We start from the raw sequence: 18,895 nt of genomic DNA, 5'->3' as shown, positions 1-18,895 counted from the left end.
TAAAAGAAGTATACACATAATTCAAGTGTTATCCACAAATTGGGGATAACCACATCGAATCCGTGGATAACTTTGTGGATATTAATAATTAATGACAGACTTTTTTGATTTTTTGTTAATAACCCTGTGGATATGTTTACGAAATTATCTGATTTTAAAAAAAGGGGGGGCATCTGCCCCCTTTTTAAAATAGATCATTGAAGATTTCTGCAAACAAGGACTTCACTTCCACCTCAGGCTCCTTTTTCCCTTCATATAATTGTTGACCTTGTTTATTGGATGCCGCAAGTTCAACCTGGTTTTCATCAACATTCCCATCAACGACTTCCTCCGTCACTTGTTCCTTGTCTTTTACTTCTGTCACTTCTTCCTTTACTTCTGGCTCCGTAACCTCTTCTTTTACCGTTTCTTCCGGTACTTCTTTTACGCTCTCCTCCACTACCTCTTCTTCAACTACTTCCTCGGGCCCTTTTTCCTTTTCAACCTGCACTTCTTCTTCAACTTCATCCTCTGCAACAGGCTCACCCTCTTCATCTGTTGCAGCATACGCCTTCCCTTCCGAACTCAAGGTTCCTTCACCCTCATCCTCGACAATCGGACTTTGACTTACAGCCGTCCCATTTGAAAAATCCAGGAAACATAATGGGGGAAATAGAACACACCACCAATTTGCGCCTTCCCCTTCCCCAAGCGTGATAATCACCGCTTCATAATCCCCTGCCGGATATAAATACTGCCCGTAGAGTTTTGTCGGAAATTCCGCTTGTCCAAAATCCACTTTAACTGACTGCTCCAATCCCTGTTCCTTTATAACTGCCTCAGCCGTCGCTTGGATGTCCGGTAGATGCGAGGTGATCACATCCCTCGCTTCATCCAATGAAGTAAGTTCCTCGACCCACTTTGTGATATCTTCATTTACCTCATCCCTAATCAGCCGTTTAACCGCTTGATCCTTTTCTGCATCACTGTTAGCAAGTATCCGCAGACGAATTGCCTCATCCGGGATCACCTTCGTAGCTTCTGCACCGACCATCTCCGCTTTAGGCATATATATACTTACGATCGTTCCTATAGTTAAGATTAATAGATAAATAATGGCTAAATGTTTAGTTTTCATCGCCTTCGCCCCCTCACATGAATTAGTCTCACCATTTTCCAGCTATCTTAAACTAGTAAAAATAAAAAAAGTTGATAGCTGGAAATATAGATTCCATAGGATAATGAGGGTGGTTTCCATAAAAAAATCCGTCTCAAAAGGAGAGACGGATCAATTTAATACAGCGAAGACCATTCGATCTTTCTCATTAATGTCATTTACAATGGATACTTCTGCGGCAGGAAAGGTTCGCTTCAATAAATCGGCAACCGCCTCACCCTGTCCAGTGCCCACTTCAAAACCGATCAGCCCAGGCACCTTCATGATCAGAGGTAACTGCTCCATAAAGCGGCGGTAAAAATCCAGCCCATCGATACCGGCAAATAATGCACGATGCGGTTCATGACCTGTCACGACTACTGACATGGATTCATGATCATCATCTGGTATATATGGCGGATTCGATAAAAGGACGTCCACCTTCTGGTTTATGTTTATGAAAGGCAAAAGCAAATCACCTTGCATGAACTCCACTTCGGCACCAAGTGATTCGGCATTTTTCCGCGCCACCTCAAGCGATGGTTCCGCTATGTCCGTGGCCGTCACCAACAAGTTTGATTTTTCAAGTTTCATCGTTATGGCGATTGCGCCGCTGCCGGTCCCAATATCAGCTAAACGAAGCTTCTGTCCCTCCATAAAAATGGCCGGGATTTTACGTAAAGCATAATAAATCAATTCTTCTGTTTCAGGTCTCGGTATGAGCACTTCTTCATTCACAAAGAAGGTCCGTCCATAAAATTCCTCACTGCCGATTATATATTGGATGGGCGTTCCCTCAGCATGCCGTTCAATAGCGGCCTTAAATTGCCCGAAATCCGCTTCATTAAGCTCATCATGAAGGTTGGCCAGCATTTGGGAGCGAGTTTGTTTTAAAAAATGCTGTAACAGGATTTCCCCAGCATTGGCATCACGATCATTTTCCTTTAAAAAAGAAGAAGCCCATTTAAGGGCTTCAAACACTTTCACGGCAGAGTTACTCATCTGCATTTTCCAGCCTTGAAGATTGGTCTTCCATGATTAATGCATCAACGACTTCATCCAGTTTACCTTCCATGATTTGATCCAGTTTTTGAATCGTTAAACCAATACGGTGGTCGGTAACGCGGTTTTGCGGGAAGTTATAAGTGCGAATCCTTTCGGATCGATCGCCCGTTCCAACGGCAAGCTTCCTATTTTGATCATACTCAGCCTGTACTTCGCGATGGATTTTATCGTACACCCTGGCACGCAAAACCTTCATTGCTTTTTCTTTGTTCTTGATTTGTGATTTTTCATCTTGACAGGATACAACCGTATTAGTCGGAATATGAGTCAAGCGCACCGCCGACATTGTCGTATTGACACTTTGCCCTCCAGGACCGCTTGATGCAAAGGTATCGACACGAACATCCTTATCATGGATTTCCACTTCCACTTCCTCAGCTTCAGGTAAAACGGCAACCGTGGCTGTAGATGTATGAATCCGTCCGCCTGATTCAGTTTCAGGTACCCGCTGAACGCGATGCGCTCCATTTTCGAACTTCAATTTGGAATAAGCACCATTGCCATTAATCATGAATATGATTTCCTTGTAGCCGCCAAGCCCTGTAGGACTTGCTTCAATGACTTCAGTCCGCCAACCCTGCACCTCGGCAAAACGGCTATACATTCGGTATAGACTACCTGCAAATAAAGCCGCCTCATCTCCGCCTGCCGCTCCGCGAATCTCCATGATTACGTTTTTATCATCGTTAGGGTCCTTCGGAATAAGCAATATTTTCAGTTTACCCTCAAGGCCTTGTATGGACTCATCAAGTTCATTGATCTCTTCTTTTACCATTTCACGCATATCCGCATCAAGTTTCTCCTCCAGCATCGCCTTCGCTTCCTGGAGTTGCTCACGAACCGCTTTATATTCTTTATAAGTCGATGCGGTCTCTTGAATGCTGGATTGCTCCTTCGAATATTCCCTTAGCTTCTTAGAGTCATTAATGATCTCCGGGTCACTTAATAGTTCATTCAATCTTTCATATCTATCTTCTACTGCTTGTAAACGATCAAACAAATTATTCACCTCATAAATTTTCCAAAACATCTGAAACGTATTGGAAGTAATCCATCTTTTCTAACTATAAATAAGTAGCTCAGTGCCCCAGGTCAGTTCACTTCTAGGTTAATTATAGTATAGGTGAATAATCAACGTCAAAGAGGATTCATAAATGTCGTTATTTCTTTAATTTTACATCTAGATTATATTGAGGCACAACCCTGTTTATCATGCCTTGTATTCGCTGCTTTTCCTCATTTCTCTTTTTTTCCGTCTTGATTTGGCCTTTATCATGGACCGTAACATGTATGGTATTTCCATTAAACCAAACGGAGCCCGCCTCATAATTGGTTTCAGAATCAATGACTCCGCGGATTTCATCAATTTGCTGCCCCATGGATGGAGAATTATTGGACGTATGATGCGGTGTGTTGAGGACCTGATCTGATGGCCGTTCCGCTTCATTGTCCCAATCATTATTGGATACTTGTTTTAAACCCTTGCCAACAAAATCCCTGCCATCACGGGATTGATCCCCATATTCCGAATCATTATTTATTGCATTGTCATTTTGGCCGCATGCCGTTAGTCCAGCAAGCAGAAAGGCCGTCATAATAAGCAGTTTTGATTTCATATTTTTTCCCTCCATTTTGACTGGTTAAGAAGAACATTTCCCCGTTAGCCTGCCCAAAATGGGGCAATATTTATCTTTCATTTCCCTTCCATGTATTGGTCATGCAACCTGGATGACTCCAGCAGTTTTTCCACCACTTATAATTTTCCCTAAATAGTTCTTCATAAAAAAAGCACCCTACGATCTCATTGGATCATAGGGCACCATCATTCAAATATGTTCTTTAATCCCCACAGCCTGCTTACCCGGAACTTCGTGATGATGGCGGCAGCGGGGCTCGTATGATTCCGATGCACCTACAAGGATGATCGGCTCATCATAGGAGGCCGGCTCACCATCTATCAATCGCTGTGTCCTGCTCGCAGGTGATCCGCACACTTCACACACAGCCTGCAGCTTAGTCACCGACTCTGCAAGCGATAATAGAACAGGCATAGGACCGAATGGTTCACCTCTGAAATCTTGATCGAGTCCTGCCATGATCACTCGATAACCGCTGTCCGCAAGATGCTGGGCAACCCCGATAATTTCATGATCAAAAAATTGCACTTCATCTATTGCAATGATATCCAGGGGCTTGTCCAAATACTTAAAAATATCCGTTGAATGGGCAATCGGTTTTGCCATCACAGAAGAGCCATTATGTGATACGACAGCCTCTTCCGCATAGCGATTATCAATAGCTGGTTTAAATACAGCTATTTGCTCTTTAGCAAATTGAGCACGGCTGACTCGTTTAATCAATTCTTCAGATTTACCTGAAAACATGCTTCCGCAAATAAGCTCGATCCAGCCTGTTTGTTTCATTACATACATGGAAACAGCTACTCCCTTCCACCTGTCGATCCCTTGGCCATAATTGAAGTCGACCCGGCTTTATATAAATTCTTACTTGTTTATGGAAAAGAAAAAACAGGCAAGAAAAATACTTGCCTGTTTTTTAAAAAGTCCGGCTTATTTAATACCGTATTTTTTGTTGAAACGATCAACACGTCCGCCAGCTTCAGCGAATTTTTGACGACCAGTATAGAATGGGTGGCACTCTGAACAAGTCTCAACTTTGATCTCTTCTTTAACTGAACCAGTTTCAAAAGTGTTTCCGCAAGAGCAAATTACTTTTGAAAGCTTATAATTTGGATGAATTCCAGTTTTCATTCTTTTCAGCTCCTTATGCCCTGAATCATTCGAAACAGAGTTATATACTTCAAGTTGAGGGAAAAGCACCCTCACATTTATTGTAAAAACACATGAACTCATTATAACAACTTAAGACTAGTTGTGCAACTGTTTGTTTCTTACAGGGTTAAGAACGTTTTACGCTCGCTGGCCCCTTTTTCATTTCTGACATCTCTTCATCCAGCTTACTGAAAAATTCTTCATTACCTTTTGTCTGCTTTAGACGGCGAAGGAATTTCTCCGAGAAGTCAGGTGAATCTGACATCGTTTTCCTAATGGCCCATAGTTTATCCAGGCGATCTTTCGGAATTAACAATTCTTCTTTACGAGTGCCTGAGCGACGAATATCGATTGCCGGGAAGATGCGTCTTTCGGCAAGTGCACGATCTAGATGCAACTCCATATTGCCCGTACCTTTAAATTCTTCATAAATGACATCGTCCATTCTTGAACCCGTATCTACCAATGCTGTAGCAAGGATCGTCAGGCTGCCGCCTTCCTCGATATTCCTCGCCGCACCGAAAAAGCGTTTGGGACGGTGGAATGCAGCAGGGTCAATACCCCCTGATAGTGTACGCCCGCTCGGCGGAATGACAAGGTTGTATGCACGGGCAAGTCGAGTGATGCTGTCCATTAATATGATGACATCCCGTTTATGCTCCACAAGGCGCATGGCTCGTTCTAAAACCAGCTCAGCCACCTTGATATGGTTTTCCGGCACTTCATCGAAAGTTGAACTTACCACGTCTCCTGCCACGGAACGTTCAATGTCTGTCACTTCTTCCGGGCGTTCATCGATCAACAGCACAATCAATTCCGATTCGGGATGGTTTGTGGTTATCGCATTGGCAATTTCCTTGATGAGCATCGTTTTACCGGCTTTTGGCGGTGCGACTATCAGACCACGCTGCCCAAAACCGACCGGTGCCAGGACATCCATAATCCTGGTCGATAAGTTCTTCGGTGTCGTTTCAAGTTTTATTTGCCTGTTTGGATACAGCGGTGTTAAACCTGGAAAGTGGACACGCTCTTTAGCTGATTCCGGATTATCGCCATTGACTGCTTCGACATGCAGCAATCCATAATAGCGCTCGTTTTCTTTTGGAGGCCTTACCTTACCGGACACTTTATCTCCATTTCGCAAATCGAATCTGCGGATCTGTGAAGCAGAAATATAAATATCCTCCGAGCTTGGAGAATAATTAATTGGACGCAGGAAACCGAAGCCCTCTGAAGGTATGATCTCTAAAACGCCCTCCATGAATAGGAGACCATCCTGCTCAGCTTGTGCTTTCAGGATAGCGAAAATAAGTTCCTTTTTTGAAAGTTTGCTGTAATAGGAAACTTTATATTCACGCGCGTGCTCATATAGATCCTTTAGTTTCATGTTTTCTAAATTAGAAATAGTTAAATTCATTATGACACCACACTTTTATTAATTAAACGTTTTCACCCATACTGAAAAAGAAATGGTTTGTTAGATGGAAGAAAAACCGCAATCCATGTACCCGACCAGAGTTTTCTTAGAAAGGATGATACATTTTTACATGTAAAGAAGAAAATTATTTGAAGGCTTCTTGAAGTTTGGAGTGAAAGGGCAGATTTTAAATTATTAAATAGTAGACCAAGCTTTATTTTACTTTTTTTATTTTAATTATTCAACTTAAATTTTTTAAAAGAGAAAGCGAGCGATGAAACCGCTCGCTTTTTAAAAGTGATTTTTCTAAAAAACGCTATCAGTCAATCAAACCATTCGGTTTAATCTTAAGACTGTGACGCCCATCAATGAATCGAACGGTGCCAGATTTAGCACGCATGACTACGGATTGTGTTTCACCGTAATGCCCTTTAAATTGTACACCGCGTAAAAGTTCTCCATCAGTCACACCTGTTGCAGCAAAAATTGCGTCATCTCCGCGAACAAGGTCTTCCATTCTGAGGACTTTTCCTAAATCAAGGCCCATTTTTCCACAGCGTTCCACTTCTTCATCACTATGAGGAACGAGCTTACCCTGAATTTCCCCTCCAAGGCATTTCAAGGCAACGGCTGCAATAACTCCCTCTGGAGCTCCGCCAGATCCGAATAAGATATCAACACCGGTAAGATCGAAGGCCGTATTTATGGCTCCCGCTACATCTCCATCGTTGATCAACTTGATACGTGCCCCCGCCTCACGAAGTTCATGAATGATCTTCGAATGACGATCACGGTTCAATACTGTTGCAACCACGTCTTGGATATCTTTATTTTTTGCCTTGGCTACCGCTTTCAGGTTGTCCAATACGGAAGCATTGATATCAATCTGACCAACAGCCTCGGGTCCGACAGCTATTTTATCCATATACATATCCGGGGCATGAAGCAAGTTCCCCTTATCGGCTATCGCCAATACAGCCAATGCATTCCAGCCGCCAGATGCAACGATGTTCGTTCCTTCCAAAGGATCAACAGCAACATCGACTAGCGGCCCAAGACCAGTACCAAGTTTTTCGCCAATATAAAGCATTGGCGCTTCATCCATTTCCCCTTCACCGATTACAACCGTTCCTTGCATGGGAATAGTATTGAAAACATCCCGCATTGCAGTTGTTGCTGCATCATCCGCTTCGTCTTTCTTTCCTCTTCCCATCCAACGAGCTGAATTCAGTGCCGCCGCCTCTGTTACGCGGACAAGCTCCATCGATAAACTTCTTTCCATTTCCGGTTCCCCCTCATGTACACTAGCATGATTTATTTATATATTAGTATAACACATTATATCATATATAGTAACACAATGAGGTAACAAGAAAAGGGATCAGCTTTTAAGCTGCTCCACTTCTTCTTGCGTCATTTCTTCACGCCAAATCGTCGCTCCCAAACCCGAAAGTTTTTCAACAAGATGGCTGTATCCGCGATCTATATGTTCAAGCCCGGTCACTTCCGTAATCCCTTCAGCCATTAAACCGGCAATTACAAGAGCTGCTCCGGCACGTAAATCGCTTGCCTTCACTTTTGCCCCATGAAGTTGGACAGGACCATCGACGATGCCTGCTCTGCCCTCGACTTTGATCTTCGCATTCATGCGTCGCAGTTCATCAATATGCTTAAATCGTGCCCCGTATATCGTATCGGTCACCATGCTAGAACCGCTTGCTTTTGTTAAGAGGGAAGTGAAAGGTTGCTGAAGATCTGTTGGGAATCCAGGGTAAACCAATGTCTTGATATCAACGGGTTTATATTTTTCTCCCGGTGAGACAAATATCTGGTCATCACCCGCTTCAATATTAATCCCCATTTCCCTTAATTTGGCAGTCAATGACTCCAAATGCTGGGGAATGACATTATCGATCAGAATCCCTTCACCAACAGCAGCGGCTAAAATCATGAAAGTACCGGCTTCAATCCGATCCGGTATGATCGTATGCTTGCACCCATGCAAACTATCCACACCATCAATACGAATGATATCCGTCCCTGCACCCTTTATTTTCGCTCCCATATTGGTCAACAGTGTGGCAACATCGATGATTTCCGGTTCTTTCGCAGCATTTTCAATCACAGTGCGGCCTTTGGCCAAAACGGCGGCAAGCATGATGTTGATCGTTGCCCCTACACTAACGACATCCAAATATATGCGTGCTCCCCGGAGCTCGTCCGCCCTAAGGTAAATGGCTCCTTGTTCATTCGTCACTTGAGCGCCTAGTGCTTCGAACCCCTTAATATGCTGATCTATCGGACGGGGTCCTAAATGGCATCCTCCAGGCAAGCCGATCACTGCCTTTTTGAATTTACCAAGCATTGCCCCCATTAAATAATAAGAGGCACGTAACTTCTTGACCCTTCCATTGGGAAGAGGCATCGAAATCATCCTGCTGGGGTTGACTGTCATTTCCCCTTCATCGAAGGATACCTCACCGCCAATTTCCTCCATTAACTCTTTCAGCATCTGTACATCCGAGATATCAGGCAGGCCTTCAATCGTTACGGGAGAGTCCGCTAAAATTGTTGCCGGAATAAGGGCAACCGCACTATTTTTTGCTCCGCTGACACGAATGCTTCCCTTTAGGGGATAGCCACCGGCAATTTTAAGTTTTTCCATAATAAACTCCCTTCCACGCTAAGCACTTAGAAGCTACTTTCAAAAGTAATATTTTACCACAGGAAAATTGCATAATCCGACAACATTTACTATCTAGTTCTTTAGTTTACACAAAAGTAAAAAATTCATGTAAAAAAAGATAAAAATTTCTAATTTATGTTAATTTAGTTAAAAGGGTGCAATCTATAGCGACTTAGCGGCAAGGCATTATGCTTCAGTACGTGAATTCCAATCGTTCAAGAAAGCTTCAATCCCTTTATCCGTTAATGGGTGGTGGAATAATTGCATTAAAACTTTATAAGGGATCGTTGCAATATGTGCCCCTTTAAGAGCCGCTTCTGTAATATGCATCGGATGGCGGATGGAAGCTGCAATGATCTCAGCGTTGATATCATGGATCGCAAATATGTCAGCAATATCCGAAATTAAATCCAAACCATTTTGGCCGATGTCGTCCAAGCGTCCTAAAAATGGCGATACATAAGTTGCTCCTGCCCTAGCTGCCAATAAAGCTTGGTTGGCACTGAAAATAAGCGTGACATTAGTTTTGACACCTTGTTTTGTAAGTGCTGAAACAGCCTTCAAGCCGTCTGGGGTCATTGGCACTTTAATCGTGATATTAGGTGCAATAGCAACGAGTTCCTTGGCTTCCGTCATCATTCCTTCAAAATCAAGCGCAATGACTTCAGCAGAAACGGATTCCTTAACAAGGCTTGTGATTTCTTTTAGCCGGTCATGGAAAGAAACTCCCTTTTCTCTTGCAACAAGGGACGGGTTAGTCGTAACACCTGCTAAAACGCCAAGTTCGTGCGCTTGTTTGATTTCTTCCATGTTTGCTGTATCTATAAAGAATTTCATAAAATATCCTCCGTATGTAATCGATTTTTTATTTCCCTATATGCCTCTGAATTCTAATTGTTCTAAAAATGGAGCCCGGATTCAGCCCTGCATCTAAAAGAAACCATTAGGGGGGAACCCCCCAATGGGAATATTGCCTTTATCATCTTACATTTAAAGGGATGGAACCCTTATGTTACGTTTCTAAATTATGCTTTGCCGTTTGAACCGAATTCACGTATTTTGCCGATGACCGTTTCTTTAATAGCTTCACGGCCAGGTACCATGTATTTACGAGGATCGTACACTTCAGAATCGTTATTCAAAATTTCACGAACCGCTTTTGTGAACACAATTTGATTTTCCGTATTCACATTGATTTTTGATGTTCCAAGAGAAATCGCTTTTTGGATATCTTTCGTAGGGATGCCTGTACCGCCATGAAGAACAAGAGGTTTGTTCGTTAAATCCCGTACTTCTTCCATTTCTTTATAGCCTAGGTTAGGTTCACCTTTGTATGGTCCGTGAACGGATCCCAAAGCTGGAGCAAAACAGTCGACATTCGTTTCTTTAACTAACTGTTCACATTCTTGAGGATCTGCATATACGACTCCATCAGCGATTACATCATCTTCTTGTCCGCCAACCGTGCCCACTTCCGCTTCAACCGAAACATTCCGTGCGTGAGCGAACTCGACAACCTTCTTGGTTGTTTCGATATTTTCTTCGATCGGATGATGTGAAGCATCGATCATGACTGAAGTGAATCCTGCTTCGATAGCTTCCTTACATTTATCAAAACTTGAACCATGGTCAAGGTGAATTGCCACAGGAACAGTGATTTTCATGTCTTCCAACAATCCTTGAACCATCATGACAGTCGTTTTAAAACCACCCATATGACGGGCAGCACCTTCGGAAACACCAAGGATGACTGGAGATTTTTCTTGTTCTGCAGCAGCTAAAATAGCTTGAGTCCATTCAAGGTTATTGATATTGAATTGACCTACTGCATATTTTTCATCAAGGGCTTTATTCAGCATATCTTTCATAGAAACTAAAGGCATTTGATTTCCTCCTACTAGTGGATGTTATGATTTTTAAATTTAATTCTTTCTAGATATTCCCTAAAACCAAAGTAGCATACGCTAATAAATCAGAATATCTCTCCTCTTTTAGCATATCAATACATCAAAAAAACAGCAACAATTACACTATTCCAAGCCTCAAAATTTATTCCAAAAAAACACGGCCCATCTAAAAAAAGATAGCCGCGGCAGCTTCCCCGTCAATAATATTAAATTTTCAAGACCGTTAACTTGATTGAATCGGTAAGTATTCTCGAACGGCCTTTCTAATATCATCAATATCAAACGGCTTTGCAAAATGTGTCATTGCCCCTAAATCCTTTGCTTCCTGAATCATATCAAGTTCACCATATGCCGTCATGATTATGACCCGGATGTCCGGATCGACGACTTTCATCCTTTTCAAGATCTCAATGCCATCCATTCCCGGAATCTTCATATCCAGCAATACAAGATCAGGTGAATGATTATTAAGCACTTCCAAGGCTTGTATGCCATTAGCGGCTTGAAATGTTTCATACCCTTCTTTATGTAAAACCTCGTTCAATAAAATACGAATCCCGAATTGATCATCAACAATTAATATTTTCCCTGGCATTTTATCACCTCTCCCCTTCCCGATTCATCAATAAAATATATTAGCCTATTCGGCCATATTACCCGAAAAAGGGTAGTTACATAGATTGCGTTAAATGACTTGAGGTCCAACGCATTTATTTCATTCATGATTTCTATGTTCATATTCGATAATTGTAACAAGATTCCTGCTATATGGCTAAAAGGAATTTTAATTTTTTTGTTTTTTCGACCGATTTAGTCAATTCAGCCCTTCCGGATCAAAAGCCCTGAAACCTGTCAATGCAAAGGAAAGTCCTTTATAATAAGTATATTATTTTTTAAAGGAGTCCCTGATCATGTTAAAAATTTTCTCGACACAGATAAGCGGTTTATTTAAAAAAATGATTGAAAATGAGGCCTTTGAAATGGAGGATGCAGGACGCTTGCTCGCTCAGGCAGCGGTTGGGGACGGTTCTGTGTTCATTCACGGTTTTGGTGAAATGCAGGGCGTCACTGCCGAGGCTTTGAATGGGGCAGAACCCTTTCCCAAGGCAAAAAGATATGAATTAGGGGAAACCATTTCCAGGGAAGATCGATTTCTTATATTCAGCCGCCATTCGGACGATTCAGAAGCATTGATGCTGGCAAAACAACTCAAGGAAAAAGATATACCATTTGTTGCGGTTTCTACATCCGTCCCTGCTGAAGAAGAATCTCTTTTGGAGTTGGCTGACGTTCATATTGATTTACGTATCCAACGGGGATTGATTCCCGATGAAACTGGAAATCGATATGGGTACCCTACCCTCATTGCCGCTCTTTTCGCTTATTATGGGATTAAATTCACTCTTGAAGAAATCATAAACGAATATGAAGATGAAGAATGATATCTTCATCCTAAACAAAAAAAACAGCCACATGGGCTGTTTTTTTATTTATTAAAGATTTTTGCCGTACTTTAATGACATACCGACAAAGTCACGGAATAGCGGCTGCGGACGGTTAGGACGTGACGTGAATTCCGGATGGAATTGAGAAGCCACAAACCAAGGATGATCTTTTAGTTCTACGATTTCAACTAGACGACCATCTGGACTTGTACCGGAGAACACGAATCCTGCCTCTTCCATAGCTTGACGGTAGTGGTTATTGAATTCATAACGGTGACGGTGACGTTCATAAACAACCTCGTCATTATACGCTTCGTATGCTTTAGTTCCTTCGATAAGCTTACATGGATACAGACCAAGACGCAGTGTTCCGCCCAAATCTTCTACATCCTTCTGCTCAGGAAGAAGATCGATGATTGGATCTGGAGTATCTTCCTTAATTTCAGCTGAATGTGCTTCTGGCAATCCCAGGACGTTGCGTGCATACTCAATGGACGCCAACTGCATGCCTAAGCAAATTCCGAAGAATGGTTTTTTTGTCGTGCGGGCAAATTCGGTCGCTGCAATTTTCCCTTCAATTCCACGATCTCCAAATCCGCCAGGGACAAGGATTCCATCTGCATCTTGAAGAAGTTCAGCAACATTTTCTTTAGTTACGTCTTCGGAATTCACCCAGTCGATTTCAACATCTGCATCAAATGCGTAACCAGCATGCTTAAGTGCTTCCACTACAGAAAGATAAGCATCTTGCAATTCAACATATTTTCCGACTAAGGCGATTTTCGTTTTCTTTGATAAAGAAGTAACCTTTTTGACTAGTTCCTTCCAATCTTCCATATCCGCTTCGCCACAGTCCAATTGCAAGTGATCACAAACGATTTGGTCCATATTTTGTGCTTGAAGCGCAAGAGGGATGGAGTAAAGTGTATCCGCATCAAGACATTCAATAACAGAATTTTTATCGATATCGCAGAATAAAGCGATTTTATCCTTCATATCTTGTGAAATCGGGCTTTCTGTACGTGCAACGATGATATTTGGCTGAATGCCAAGACTGCGTAATTCTTTTACACTATGCTGTGTCGGTTTTGTTTTCATTTCACCAGCAGCTTTGATGTAAGGAACCAGTGTACAATGAATATACATAACATTATTGATGCCGATATCACTCTTGATTTGGCGAATCGCTTCAAGGAATGGAAGAGACTCGATATCCCCTACAGTACCGCCAATTTCAGTGATGACTATATCGGCATTCGTTTCATTGCCTGAACGGAAAACGCGTTCTTTAATTTCATTCGTGATATGGGGAATGACTTGAACCGTTCCACCTAGATAATCGCCACGGCGTTCTTTCCTCAGGACGGTTGAATAAATTCTGCCTGTAGTCACATTGCTGTGTTTACCAAGGTTGATATCAATGAAACGCTCATAGTGTCCCAAATCCAAATCCGTTTCAGCACCATCATCCGTTACAAACACTTCACCATGTTGATATGGACTCATCGTACCAGGATCCAAGTTGATATAAGGGTCAAACTTCTGGATCGTAACATTCAATCCCCTATTTTTTAATAATCTACCTAAAGAAGCGGCCGTTATCCCTTTTCCCAAGGAAGAAACTACTCCACCTGTCACAAAAATATATTTTGTCATCTTATATCCTCCTATAGAATGTTTTCTTCCAACTCTGTTCTTCACATCATTAAATCGGAACCTGAATCGAATCTTCCGCCACATGAGCGGGTAAAAGCTAAAAACCGTAAACCAGTACAAACCATTAATCACTTAAAGGTCTTTAGTGAGAGTCATGCAGGATACATGAACAAGAATAAATTTCCTTAAATGACGTAAACATAAATATGTTCTCTATAGTTTTTACAATTCTATGAGAAATCATTTTTAAAAATAAAAAAATGATGTCATTTATTCATTCCATCATTAAAAACAAAAACGCTCCGCTTACAATAAAAGTAAGGGAGCGATATAATTTAATCATTGTGTCCTTTTTTAAGGAGCCCAAAAATGATTCTACAAATTTCGCCTCAAAAAGTCAAGGGCGATTATTTATTTCTTATCCTCTTCATCCAAGTCATCTTCGTCTTCATCTTCGTCCTCATCATCTTCCAGGACAAATGCATCATCTTCGATTATTTCTTCTTCCAGATCGTCGTCATCTTCCACGTCATCATCCAAAAGCACTTCGTCGATGACTGGAGAACCTAGAATATCATCATCGTCGTCATCTTCATCCTCGTCCAGATCATCGATATCTTCTTCAAAGTCAAGGTCTTCGTCTTCAAGTTCATCGAAATCGTCGATAACGACAGCTGCCTTTTTGGCTTTCTTTTTCTTTTTAGGTTTTACAACATGTACGACTTCTTCTTCGATTTGGTCAACCGGGTACCATGTTTTCAATCCCCAGCGGTTGTCTCCAAGTGAAGTGAAACGGCCATCCACATTTAAATCCGTATAGAATTGTGCAATTTTCTTTTCCACTTCCGCTTTAGATAAATGGTGCAGCGAAGCTAATTCACTTATTAAGTCTTTAAATGGAATCGGTTCATTTCTTTCCACTAACAAATCATATGCCATCTCTATTAAGGACATTTCCAACAATTGCTCTTTTGAGTATTGTTTTAAACTCAAATTCCGCACTTCCCTTCTCTATTCAAACACTGAATTCCGTGTTTTTTCACATAAAAAAATAATCTAAAACAGTAGTTCGATAAAATAACGACAATTCCTGCTAGACATATACTCCATTATAAACAATCTAAATGGGTTTATGCTAGTTCTATATGATACTTTCACACATTTACCTTATTGTCTATCATTCACGGGAAACCAAAAGGTAAATATCATTCCTTTTTCTTTTTGGATTTCTGACGATATGCTGCCGTAAAAAAGACAACCGTCAGGATAAAAAAAGAAATGGCACCCAATTGATGCTCATACAGCTCAAATAAAAAAATGATGGCAAGAATGTAACCTATGATTAATCCAATCATTTTCAGGTTCATTTTCTCAACTCCAATAGGGCTGATTCTTCATTTTTTCCCCTTTTCCAAATAATTATAAGGTAAAATCTTCATTTTGTTAAAAAAGAGGGGAATTATTTAAAAAGGAGGCCCCTAAACGTTCGGAGCCCCCTTCTCGGTTTACATATTCCTTCGATATTGACCGCCTACATCATATAGCGCCCTCGTTATCTGACCCAGACTGGCCACTCTCACACAGTTCATGAGTTCGGCAAAGATATTTTCCCCATTCATGGCTGCCAATTTCAGTTTAGTTAGCGCCTCATCCGTGAACTCCTTATTTCTTTCCTGGAATGCCCGGAGATTCATGATTTGCCCTTCCTTTTCTTCCTTTGTTGCACGGGCGATTTCCATGCTGTTCACCGCTTCTTCGGAAGGAGGATTTGGATTCAAATACGTATTGACACCAATGATCGGCAATTCTCCAGTATGCTTTTTCATTTCGTAATGCATCGATTCATCCTGGATTTTCCCGCGCTGATACTGCGTCTCCATTGCACCCAGGACACCGCCTCGATCGTTGATGCGATCGAACTCTTGCAGTACGGCCTCTTCAACCAGATCCGTCAATTCCTCTACGATGAAGGCACCTTGCATCGGGTTTTCATTTTTTGAGAGACCATGCTCCTTTGTAATGATCATTTGTATGGCCATTGCCCGGCGTACGGATTCTTCGGTAGGCGTCGTGATGGCTTCATCGTACGCATTAGTATGCAGGGAATTACAGTTGTCCTGCAGTGCCATTAAAGCCTGAAGTGTCGTTCTGATATCATTAAAATCAATTTCTTGCGCATGAAGGGAGCGCCCAGAAGTCTGTATATGGTATTTGAGCTTTTGGCTACGGTCATTCGCTCCATATTTATCCCGCATGACAGTCGCCCAAATCCTTCTTGCCACCCTCCCGATAACCGTATATTCCGGGTCGAGCCCATTTGAGAAGAAGAACGACAAATTCGGGGCAAAGTCATCAATATTCATTCCGCGGCTTAAATAATATTCGATGTAAGTAAAGCCATTCGCTAATGTAAAAGCCAGCTGTGAAATGGGATTGGCACCCGCTTCTGCAATGTGATAGCCGGAAATGGATACAGAGTAGTAGTTCCTGACTTTGCGATCGATGAAATATGCTTGAATGTCCCCCATTAACCTTAAAGCAAATTCCGTAGAGAAGATGCATGTATTCTGGCCTTGGTCCTCTTTCAGAATATCCGCTTGAACAGTTCCGCGTACCGTTTGAAGGGTATAGGCCTGCACTTCTTCAGCTTCGGCATCATTAAGGGGACGGCCTAACTCTTCTTCTTTCCGTTGAATCTGCTGATCTACTGCAGTATTCATATACATGGCCAAAATGATTGGTGCCGGTCCATTGATGGTCATGGAAACAGATGTTGAGGGGTGGCAAAGGTCAAAGCCTGCATACAGCTTTTTCATGTCATCCAACGTACAGATGCTGACTCCGCTTTCCCCTACCTTTCCATAGATATCAGGCCGGTGATCAGGGTCCTCGCCATATAAAGTTACAGAATCGAAAGCCGTACTAAGCCGTTTAGCAGTATCATCCTTTGACAAATAATGAAAACGCCTGTTGGTTCGGTCGGGCGATCCTTCACCGGCAAATTGCCGCTTCGGGTCTTCCCCTTCACGCTTGAATGGAAAGACTCCCGCTGTGTAAGGAAAGAAGCCCGGAACGTTTTCACGGAATACCCATCCTAAGATTTCTCCATAATCCACATATTTAGGCAGTGATACTCTCGGAATCATTAAACCTGATAAACTTTTGGTTTTCAGCTTTGTGACGATTTCTTTATCCCTTACTTTCGTTACAAACTGCTCCCCTGCATACTTTTCTTTTAAATCCATCCACCCAGAAAGGATTTTTTTAGATTCAGGTGATAAATTCAAAGCGGTTTCTTTTTTCAGTTTTTCTAAAGAAGCCACCATATCGTCGTTGTTATCATTTTCCTTAATTGCATCAATTGCTCCTTCAAGCTGGAAAAGCCTCCGGGCAATATGTACTTGTTCAGCCGCACGCTTATGATACGATCTGACCGTATCACTGATTTCACGTAAATAATACCGACGGTCTGTAGGAATGATGACATTTTGCTTGTAAACATCCGCTTCTTTCGTAAAGGCCGTACTCCAAACCGTCCCTGATTTTTCATTAAGCTTTTCAATCAGTGCAGCGAATAATGCATTGGTGCCTGGGTCATTGAATTGGGAAGCGATCGTACCGTATACTGGCATTTCCGATGGATCTTGATCAAAAAGTGTACGACTTCTTTGGTATTGCTTTTGAACTTGGTTTTTTGCATCCTCGGAGCCTTTGCGCTCGTATTTGTTAATGACTATCAAGTCTGCATAATCAATCATATCGATTTTTTCAAGTTGCGAAGGAGCACCGAATTCACTCGTCATTACATACATGGATACATCGCATATCTCGGCAATTTCTGCATCGCCCTGACCAATTCCGCTCGTTTCAACGATGATTAAATCGAAGCCAGCTGCCTTCACGACTGAAATGGCATCTTTTATCGCCAAAGACAACTCACTTTTTGAATGGCGCGTGGCTAGGCTCCGCATATATACACGCTCTGAAAAGATCGAGTTCATTCTGATCCTGTCACCAAGCAGGGCACCGCCCGTTTTCTGTTTGGTCGGGTCCACAGATAGAATGGCGACTCTCTCATCTGGAATTTCGTTAATGAACCTTCGTATCAATTCATCAGTCAATGAACTTTTTCCAGCGCCGCCAGTCCCTGTAATTCCTAGAACGGGAACCTTCTTTTCGGAAGTCTTGATCTGCTCAAAAAGACTCTCCACCGCTGCCGCTGATTCCTGTGAAACATCGAGTCTATTTTCGGCAAAGGTAATAAATTGGGCAATGGCATTTGTTCCCCCGGCAATCAATTCATCAAAACGTTCTTGTAAAGATGGTTTGACTGTCGAGAAATCACACTCCTCCATCAATACGTTTATCATTCCTTGAAGCCCATATTCCCGCCCTTCATCAGGCGAAAAGATACGGGCAATCCCATAATCATGCAGTTCTTTAATTTCCCTTGGGATGATGACCCCGCCGCCGCCGGCAAAAATCCGAATGTGCTCGGCTCCCTTTTCCTTCAGCAGGTCATACATATATTTAAAATATTCCACATGCCCGCCTTGGTAAGATGACATGGCTATGCCTTGAACATCTTCCTGGATGGCCGCATTCACGATCTCTTCTACCGAACGATTATGACCTAGGTGAATTACTTCTGCCCCGCTGGACTGAAGGATTCTCCTCATTATATTGATGGATGCGTCATGTCCATCAAATAAACTCGAAGCTGTGACGAATCTAATATGGTTCTTCGGTTTATACACCTCAACTGTACTCATATAGCTCCTCCTTATTGAAA

Annotated in this window: 17 protein-coding genes; 1 reads left to right on the top strand and 16 read right to left on the bottom strand. The window is 42.2% G+C overall.

The window, feature by feature from the left end:
- Positions 1-184 precede the first annotated feature (184 nt).
- The 12 genes from spoIIR to ACFX4I_RS06265 all read right to left on the bottom strand — a co-directional run bounded on the left by spoIIR (position 185) and on the right by ACFX4I_RS06265 (position 11,597).
- A complete protein-coding gene (gene spoIIR / locus ACFX4I_RS06320) occupies positions 185-1,117 on the bottom strand; it encodes a stage II sporulation protein R (protein WP_377419699.1) in 933 nt (310 codons plus the stop codon).
- A gap of 150 nt (positions 1,118-1,267) precedes the next feature.
- Positions 1,268-2,137: a peptide chain release factor N(5)-glutamine methyltransferase gene (gene prmC / locus ACFX4I_RS06315; protein WP_290369652.1), complete on the bottom strand. Its 870-nt coding sequence runs from the start codon at positions 2,135-2,137 to the stop codon at positions 1,268-1,270.
- A complete protein-coding gene (prfA, locus tag ACFX4I_RS06310; protein ID WP_377419697.1) occupies positions 2,130-3,200 on the bottom strand; it encodes a peptide chain release factor 1 in 1,071 nt (356 codons plus the stop codon). Before prfA ends, prmC begins: the two co-directional genes overlap by 8 nt.
- 160 nt (positions 3,201-3,360) lie before the next feature.
- Complete coding sequence (locus ACFX4I_RS06305) at positions 3,361-3,816, bottom strand: hypothetical protein (RefSeq protein WP_230300312.1); 456 nt, start codon at positions 3,814-3,816, stop codon at positions 3,361-3,363.
- 210 nt (positions 3,817-4,026) lie between these two features.
- Positions 4,027-4,632 carry a thymidine kinase gene (locus ACFX4I_RS06300; RefSeq protein ID WP_034315845.1) on the bottom strand — a complete coding sequence of 202 codons (606 nt, stop codon included), beginning with the start codon at positions 4,630-4,632 and terminating at the stop codon, positions 4,027-4,029.
- Positions 4,633-4,770: 138 nt separating this feature from the next.
- Positions 4,771-4,971 carry a 50S ribosomal protein L31 gene (rpmE, locus tag ACFX4I_RS06295; RefSeq protein ID WP_034315847.1) on the bottom strand — a complete coding sequence of 67 codons (201 nt, stop codon included), beginning with the start codon at positions 4,969-4,971 and terminating at the stop codon, positions 4,771-4,773.
- Between the two features lie 148 nt (positions 4,972-5,119).
- Positions 5,120-6,409 (bottom strand): transcription termination factor Rho, encoded by a 1,290-nt coding sequence (gene rho / locus ACFX4I_RS06290; protein WP_034315849.1) that lies wholly within the window; start codon positions 6,407-6,409, stop codon positions 5,120-5,122.
- 319 nt (positions 6,410-6,728) lie between these two features.
- Positions 6,729-7,691, bottom strand: coding sequence for a class II fructose-bisphosphatase (glpX, locus tag ACFX4I_RS06285; protein ID WP_063234169.1), 963 nt, complete (start codon positions 7,689-7,691; stop codon positions 6,729-6,731).
- Positions 7,692-7,790: 99 nt separating this feature from the next.
- The gene (locus tag ACFX4I_RS06280; RefSeq protein ID WP_230300311.1) at positions 7,791-9,074 is read right to left on the bottom strand and encodes a UDP-N-acetylglucosamine 1-carboxyvinyltransferase; all 1,284 of its coding nucleotides are present in this window, start codon (positions 9,072-9,074) and stop codon (positions 7,791-7,793) included.
- A 207-nt stretch (positions 9,075-9,281) separates the two neighbouring features.
- Positions 9,282-9,932 carry a fructose-6-phosphate aldolase gene (fsa, locus tag ACFX4I_RS06275; RefSeq protein ID WP_230300310.1) on the bottom strand — a complete coding sequence of 217 codons (651 nt, stop codon included), beginning with the start codon at positions 9,930-9,932 and terminating at the stop codon, positions 9,282-9,284.
- A 188-nt stretch (positions 9,933-10,120) separates the two neighbouring features.
- The gene (locus tag ACFX4I_RS06270; protein ID WP_098370203.1) at positions 10,121-10,978 is read right to left on the bottom strand and encodes a class II fructose-bisphosphate aldolase; all 858 of its coding nucleotides are present in this window, start codon (positions 10,976-10,978) and stop codon (positions 10,121-10,123) included.
- 247 nt (positions 10,979-11,225) lie between these two features.
- Positions 11,226-11,597, bottom strand: a complete 372-nt coding sequence (locus ACFX4I_RS06265; RefSeq protein ID WP_034315860.1) for a response regulator — start codon at positions 11,595-11,597, stop codon at positions 11,226-11,228.
- A gap of 316 nt (positions 11,598-11,913) precedes the next feature.
- On the opposite strand from ACFX4I_RS06265, the gene ACFX4I_RS06260 reads away from it, so the two are divergent.
- Positions 11,914-12,444, top strand: a complete 531-nt coding sequence (locus tag ACFX4I_RS06260; RefSeq protein ID WP_230300309.1) for a DUF2529 domain-containing protein — start codon at positions 11,914-11,916, stop codon at positions 12,442-12,444.
- A gap of 51 nt (positions 12,445-12,495) precedes the next feature.
- On the opposite strand, the gene ACFX4I_RS06255 is transcribed toward ACFX4I_RS06260, so the two are convergent.
- The 4 genes from ACFX4I_RS06255 to icmF form a co-directional block, all read right to left on the bottom strand.
- On the bottom strand, positions 12,496-14,103 hold the full coding sequence (locus ACFX4I_RS06255; RefSeq protein ID WP_076368370.1) for a CTP synthase: 1,608 nt from the start codon (positions 14,101-14,103) through the stop codon (positions 12,496-12,498).
- Between the two features lie 411 nt (positions 14,104-14,514).
- Complete coding sequence (gene rpoE, locus ACFX4I_RS06250; RefSeq protein WP_230300308.1) at positions 14,515-15,096, bottom strand: DNA-directed RNA polymerase subunit delta; 582 nt, start codon at positions 15,094-15,096, stop codon at positions 14,515-14,517.
- Between the two features lie 212 nt (positions 15,097-15,308).
- Positions 15,309-15,470, bottom strand: coding sequence for a hypothetical protein (locus ACFX4I_RS06245; RefSeq protein ID WP_155726484.1), 162 nt, complete (start codon positions 15,468-15,470; stop codon positions 15,309-15,311).
- A 138-nt stretch (positions 15,471-15,608) separates the two neighbouring features.
- Positions 15,609-18,875: a fused isobutyryl-CoA mutase/GTPase IcmF gene (gene icmF / locus ACFX4I_RS06240; protein WP_377419694.1), complete on the bottom strand. Its 3,267-nt coding sequence runs from the start codon at positions 18,873-18,875 to the stop codon at positions 15,609-15,611.
- Positions 18,876-18,895 lie beyond the last annotated feature (20 nt).

The organism is Peribacillus sp. YIM B13472, from assembly GCF_042788005.1.
Lineage (GTDB): Bacteria > Bacillota > Bacilli > Bacillales > DSM-1321 > Peribacillus > Peribacillus simplex_E.
The sequence above is the reverse complement of the archived record's forward strand: the minus strand, read 5'-3'. Positions and strand labels throughout refer to the sequence as shown.

Coding starts and splice junctions, on each gene's coding strand:
- spoIIR (WP_377419699.1), bottom strand. CDS start 1,117: ATGAAAACTAAACATTTAGCCATTATTTATCTATTAATCTTAACTATA.
- prmC (WP_290369652.1), bottom strand. CDS start 2,137: ATGAGTAACTCTGCCGTGAAAGTGTTTGAAGCCCTTAAATGGGCTTCT.
- ACFX4I_RS06305 (WP_230300312.1), bottom strand. CDS start 3,816: ATGAAATCAAAACTGCTTATTATGACGGCCTTTCTGCTTGCTGGACTA.
- ACFX4I_RS06300 (WP_034315845.1), bottom strand. CDS start 4,632: ATGTATGTAATGAAACAAACAGGCTGGATCGAGCTTATTTGCGGAAGC.
- rpmE (WP_034315847.1), bottom strand. CDS start 4,971: ATGAAAACTGGAATTCATCCAAATTATAAGCTTTCAAAAGTAATTTGC.
- rho (WP_034315849.1), bottom strand. CDS start 6,409: ATGAATTTAACTATTTCTAATTTAGAAAACATGAAACTAAAGGATCTA.
- glpX (WP_063234169.1), bottom strand. CDS start 7,691: ATGGAAAGAAGTTTATCGATGGAGCTTGTCCGCGTAACAGAGGCGGCG.
- ACFX4I_RS06280 (WP_230300311.1), bottom strand. CDS start 9,074: ATGGAAAAACTTAAAATTGCCGGTGGCTATCCCCTAAAGGGAAGCATT.
- fsa (WP_230300310.1), bottom strand. CDS start 9,932: ATGAAATTCTTTATAGATACAGCAAACATGGAAGAAATCAAACAAGCG.
- ACFX4I_RS06270 (WP_098370203.1), bottom strand. CDS start 10,978: ATGCCTTTAGTTTCTATGAAAGATATGCTGAATAAAGCCCTTGATGAA.
- ACFX4I_RS06265 (WP_034315860.1), bottom strand. CDS start 11,597: ATGCCAGGGAAAATATTAATTGTTGATGATCAATTCGGGATTCGTATT.
- ACFX4I_RS06260 (WP_230300309.1), top strand. CDS start 11,914: ATGTTAAAAATTTTCTCGACACAGATAAGCGGTTTATTTAAAAAAATG.
- ACFX4I_RS06255 (WP_076368370.1), bottom strand. CDS start 14,103: ATGACAAAATATATTTTTGTGACAGGTGGAGTAGTTTCTTCCTTGGGA.
- ACFX4I_RS06245 (WP_155726484.1), bottom strand. CDS start 15,470: ATGAACCTGAAAATGATTGGATTAATCATAGGTTACATTCTTGCCATC.
- icmF (WP_377419694.1), bottom strand. CDS start 18,875: ATGAGTACAGTTGAGGTGTATAAACCGAAGAACCATATTAGATTCGTC.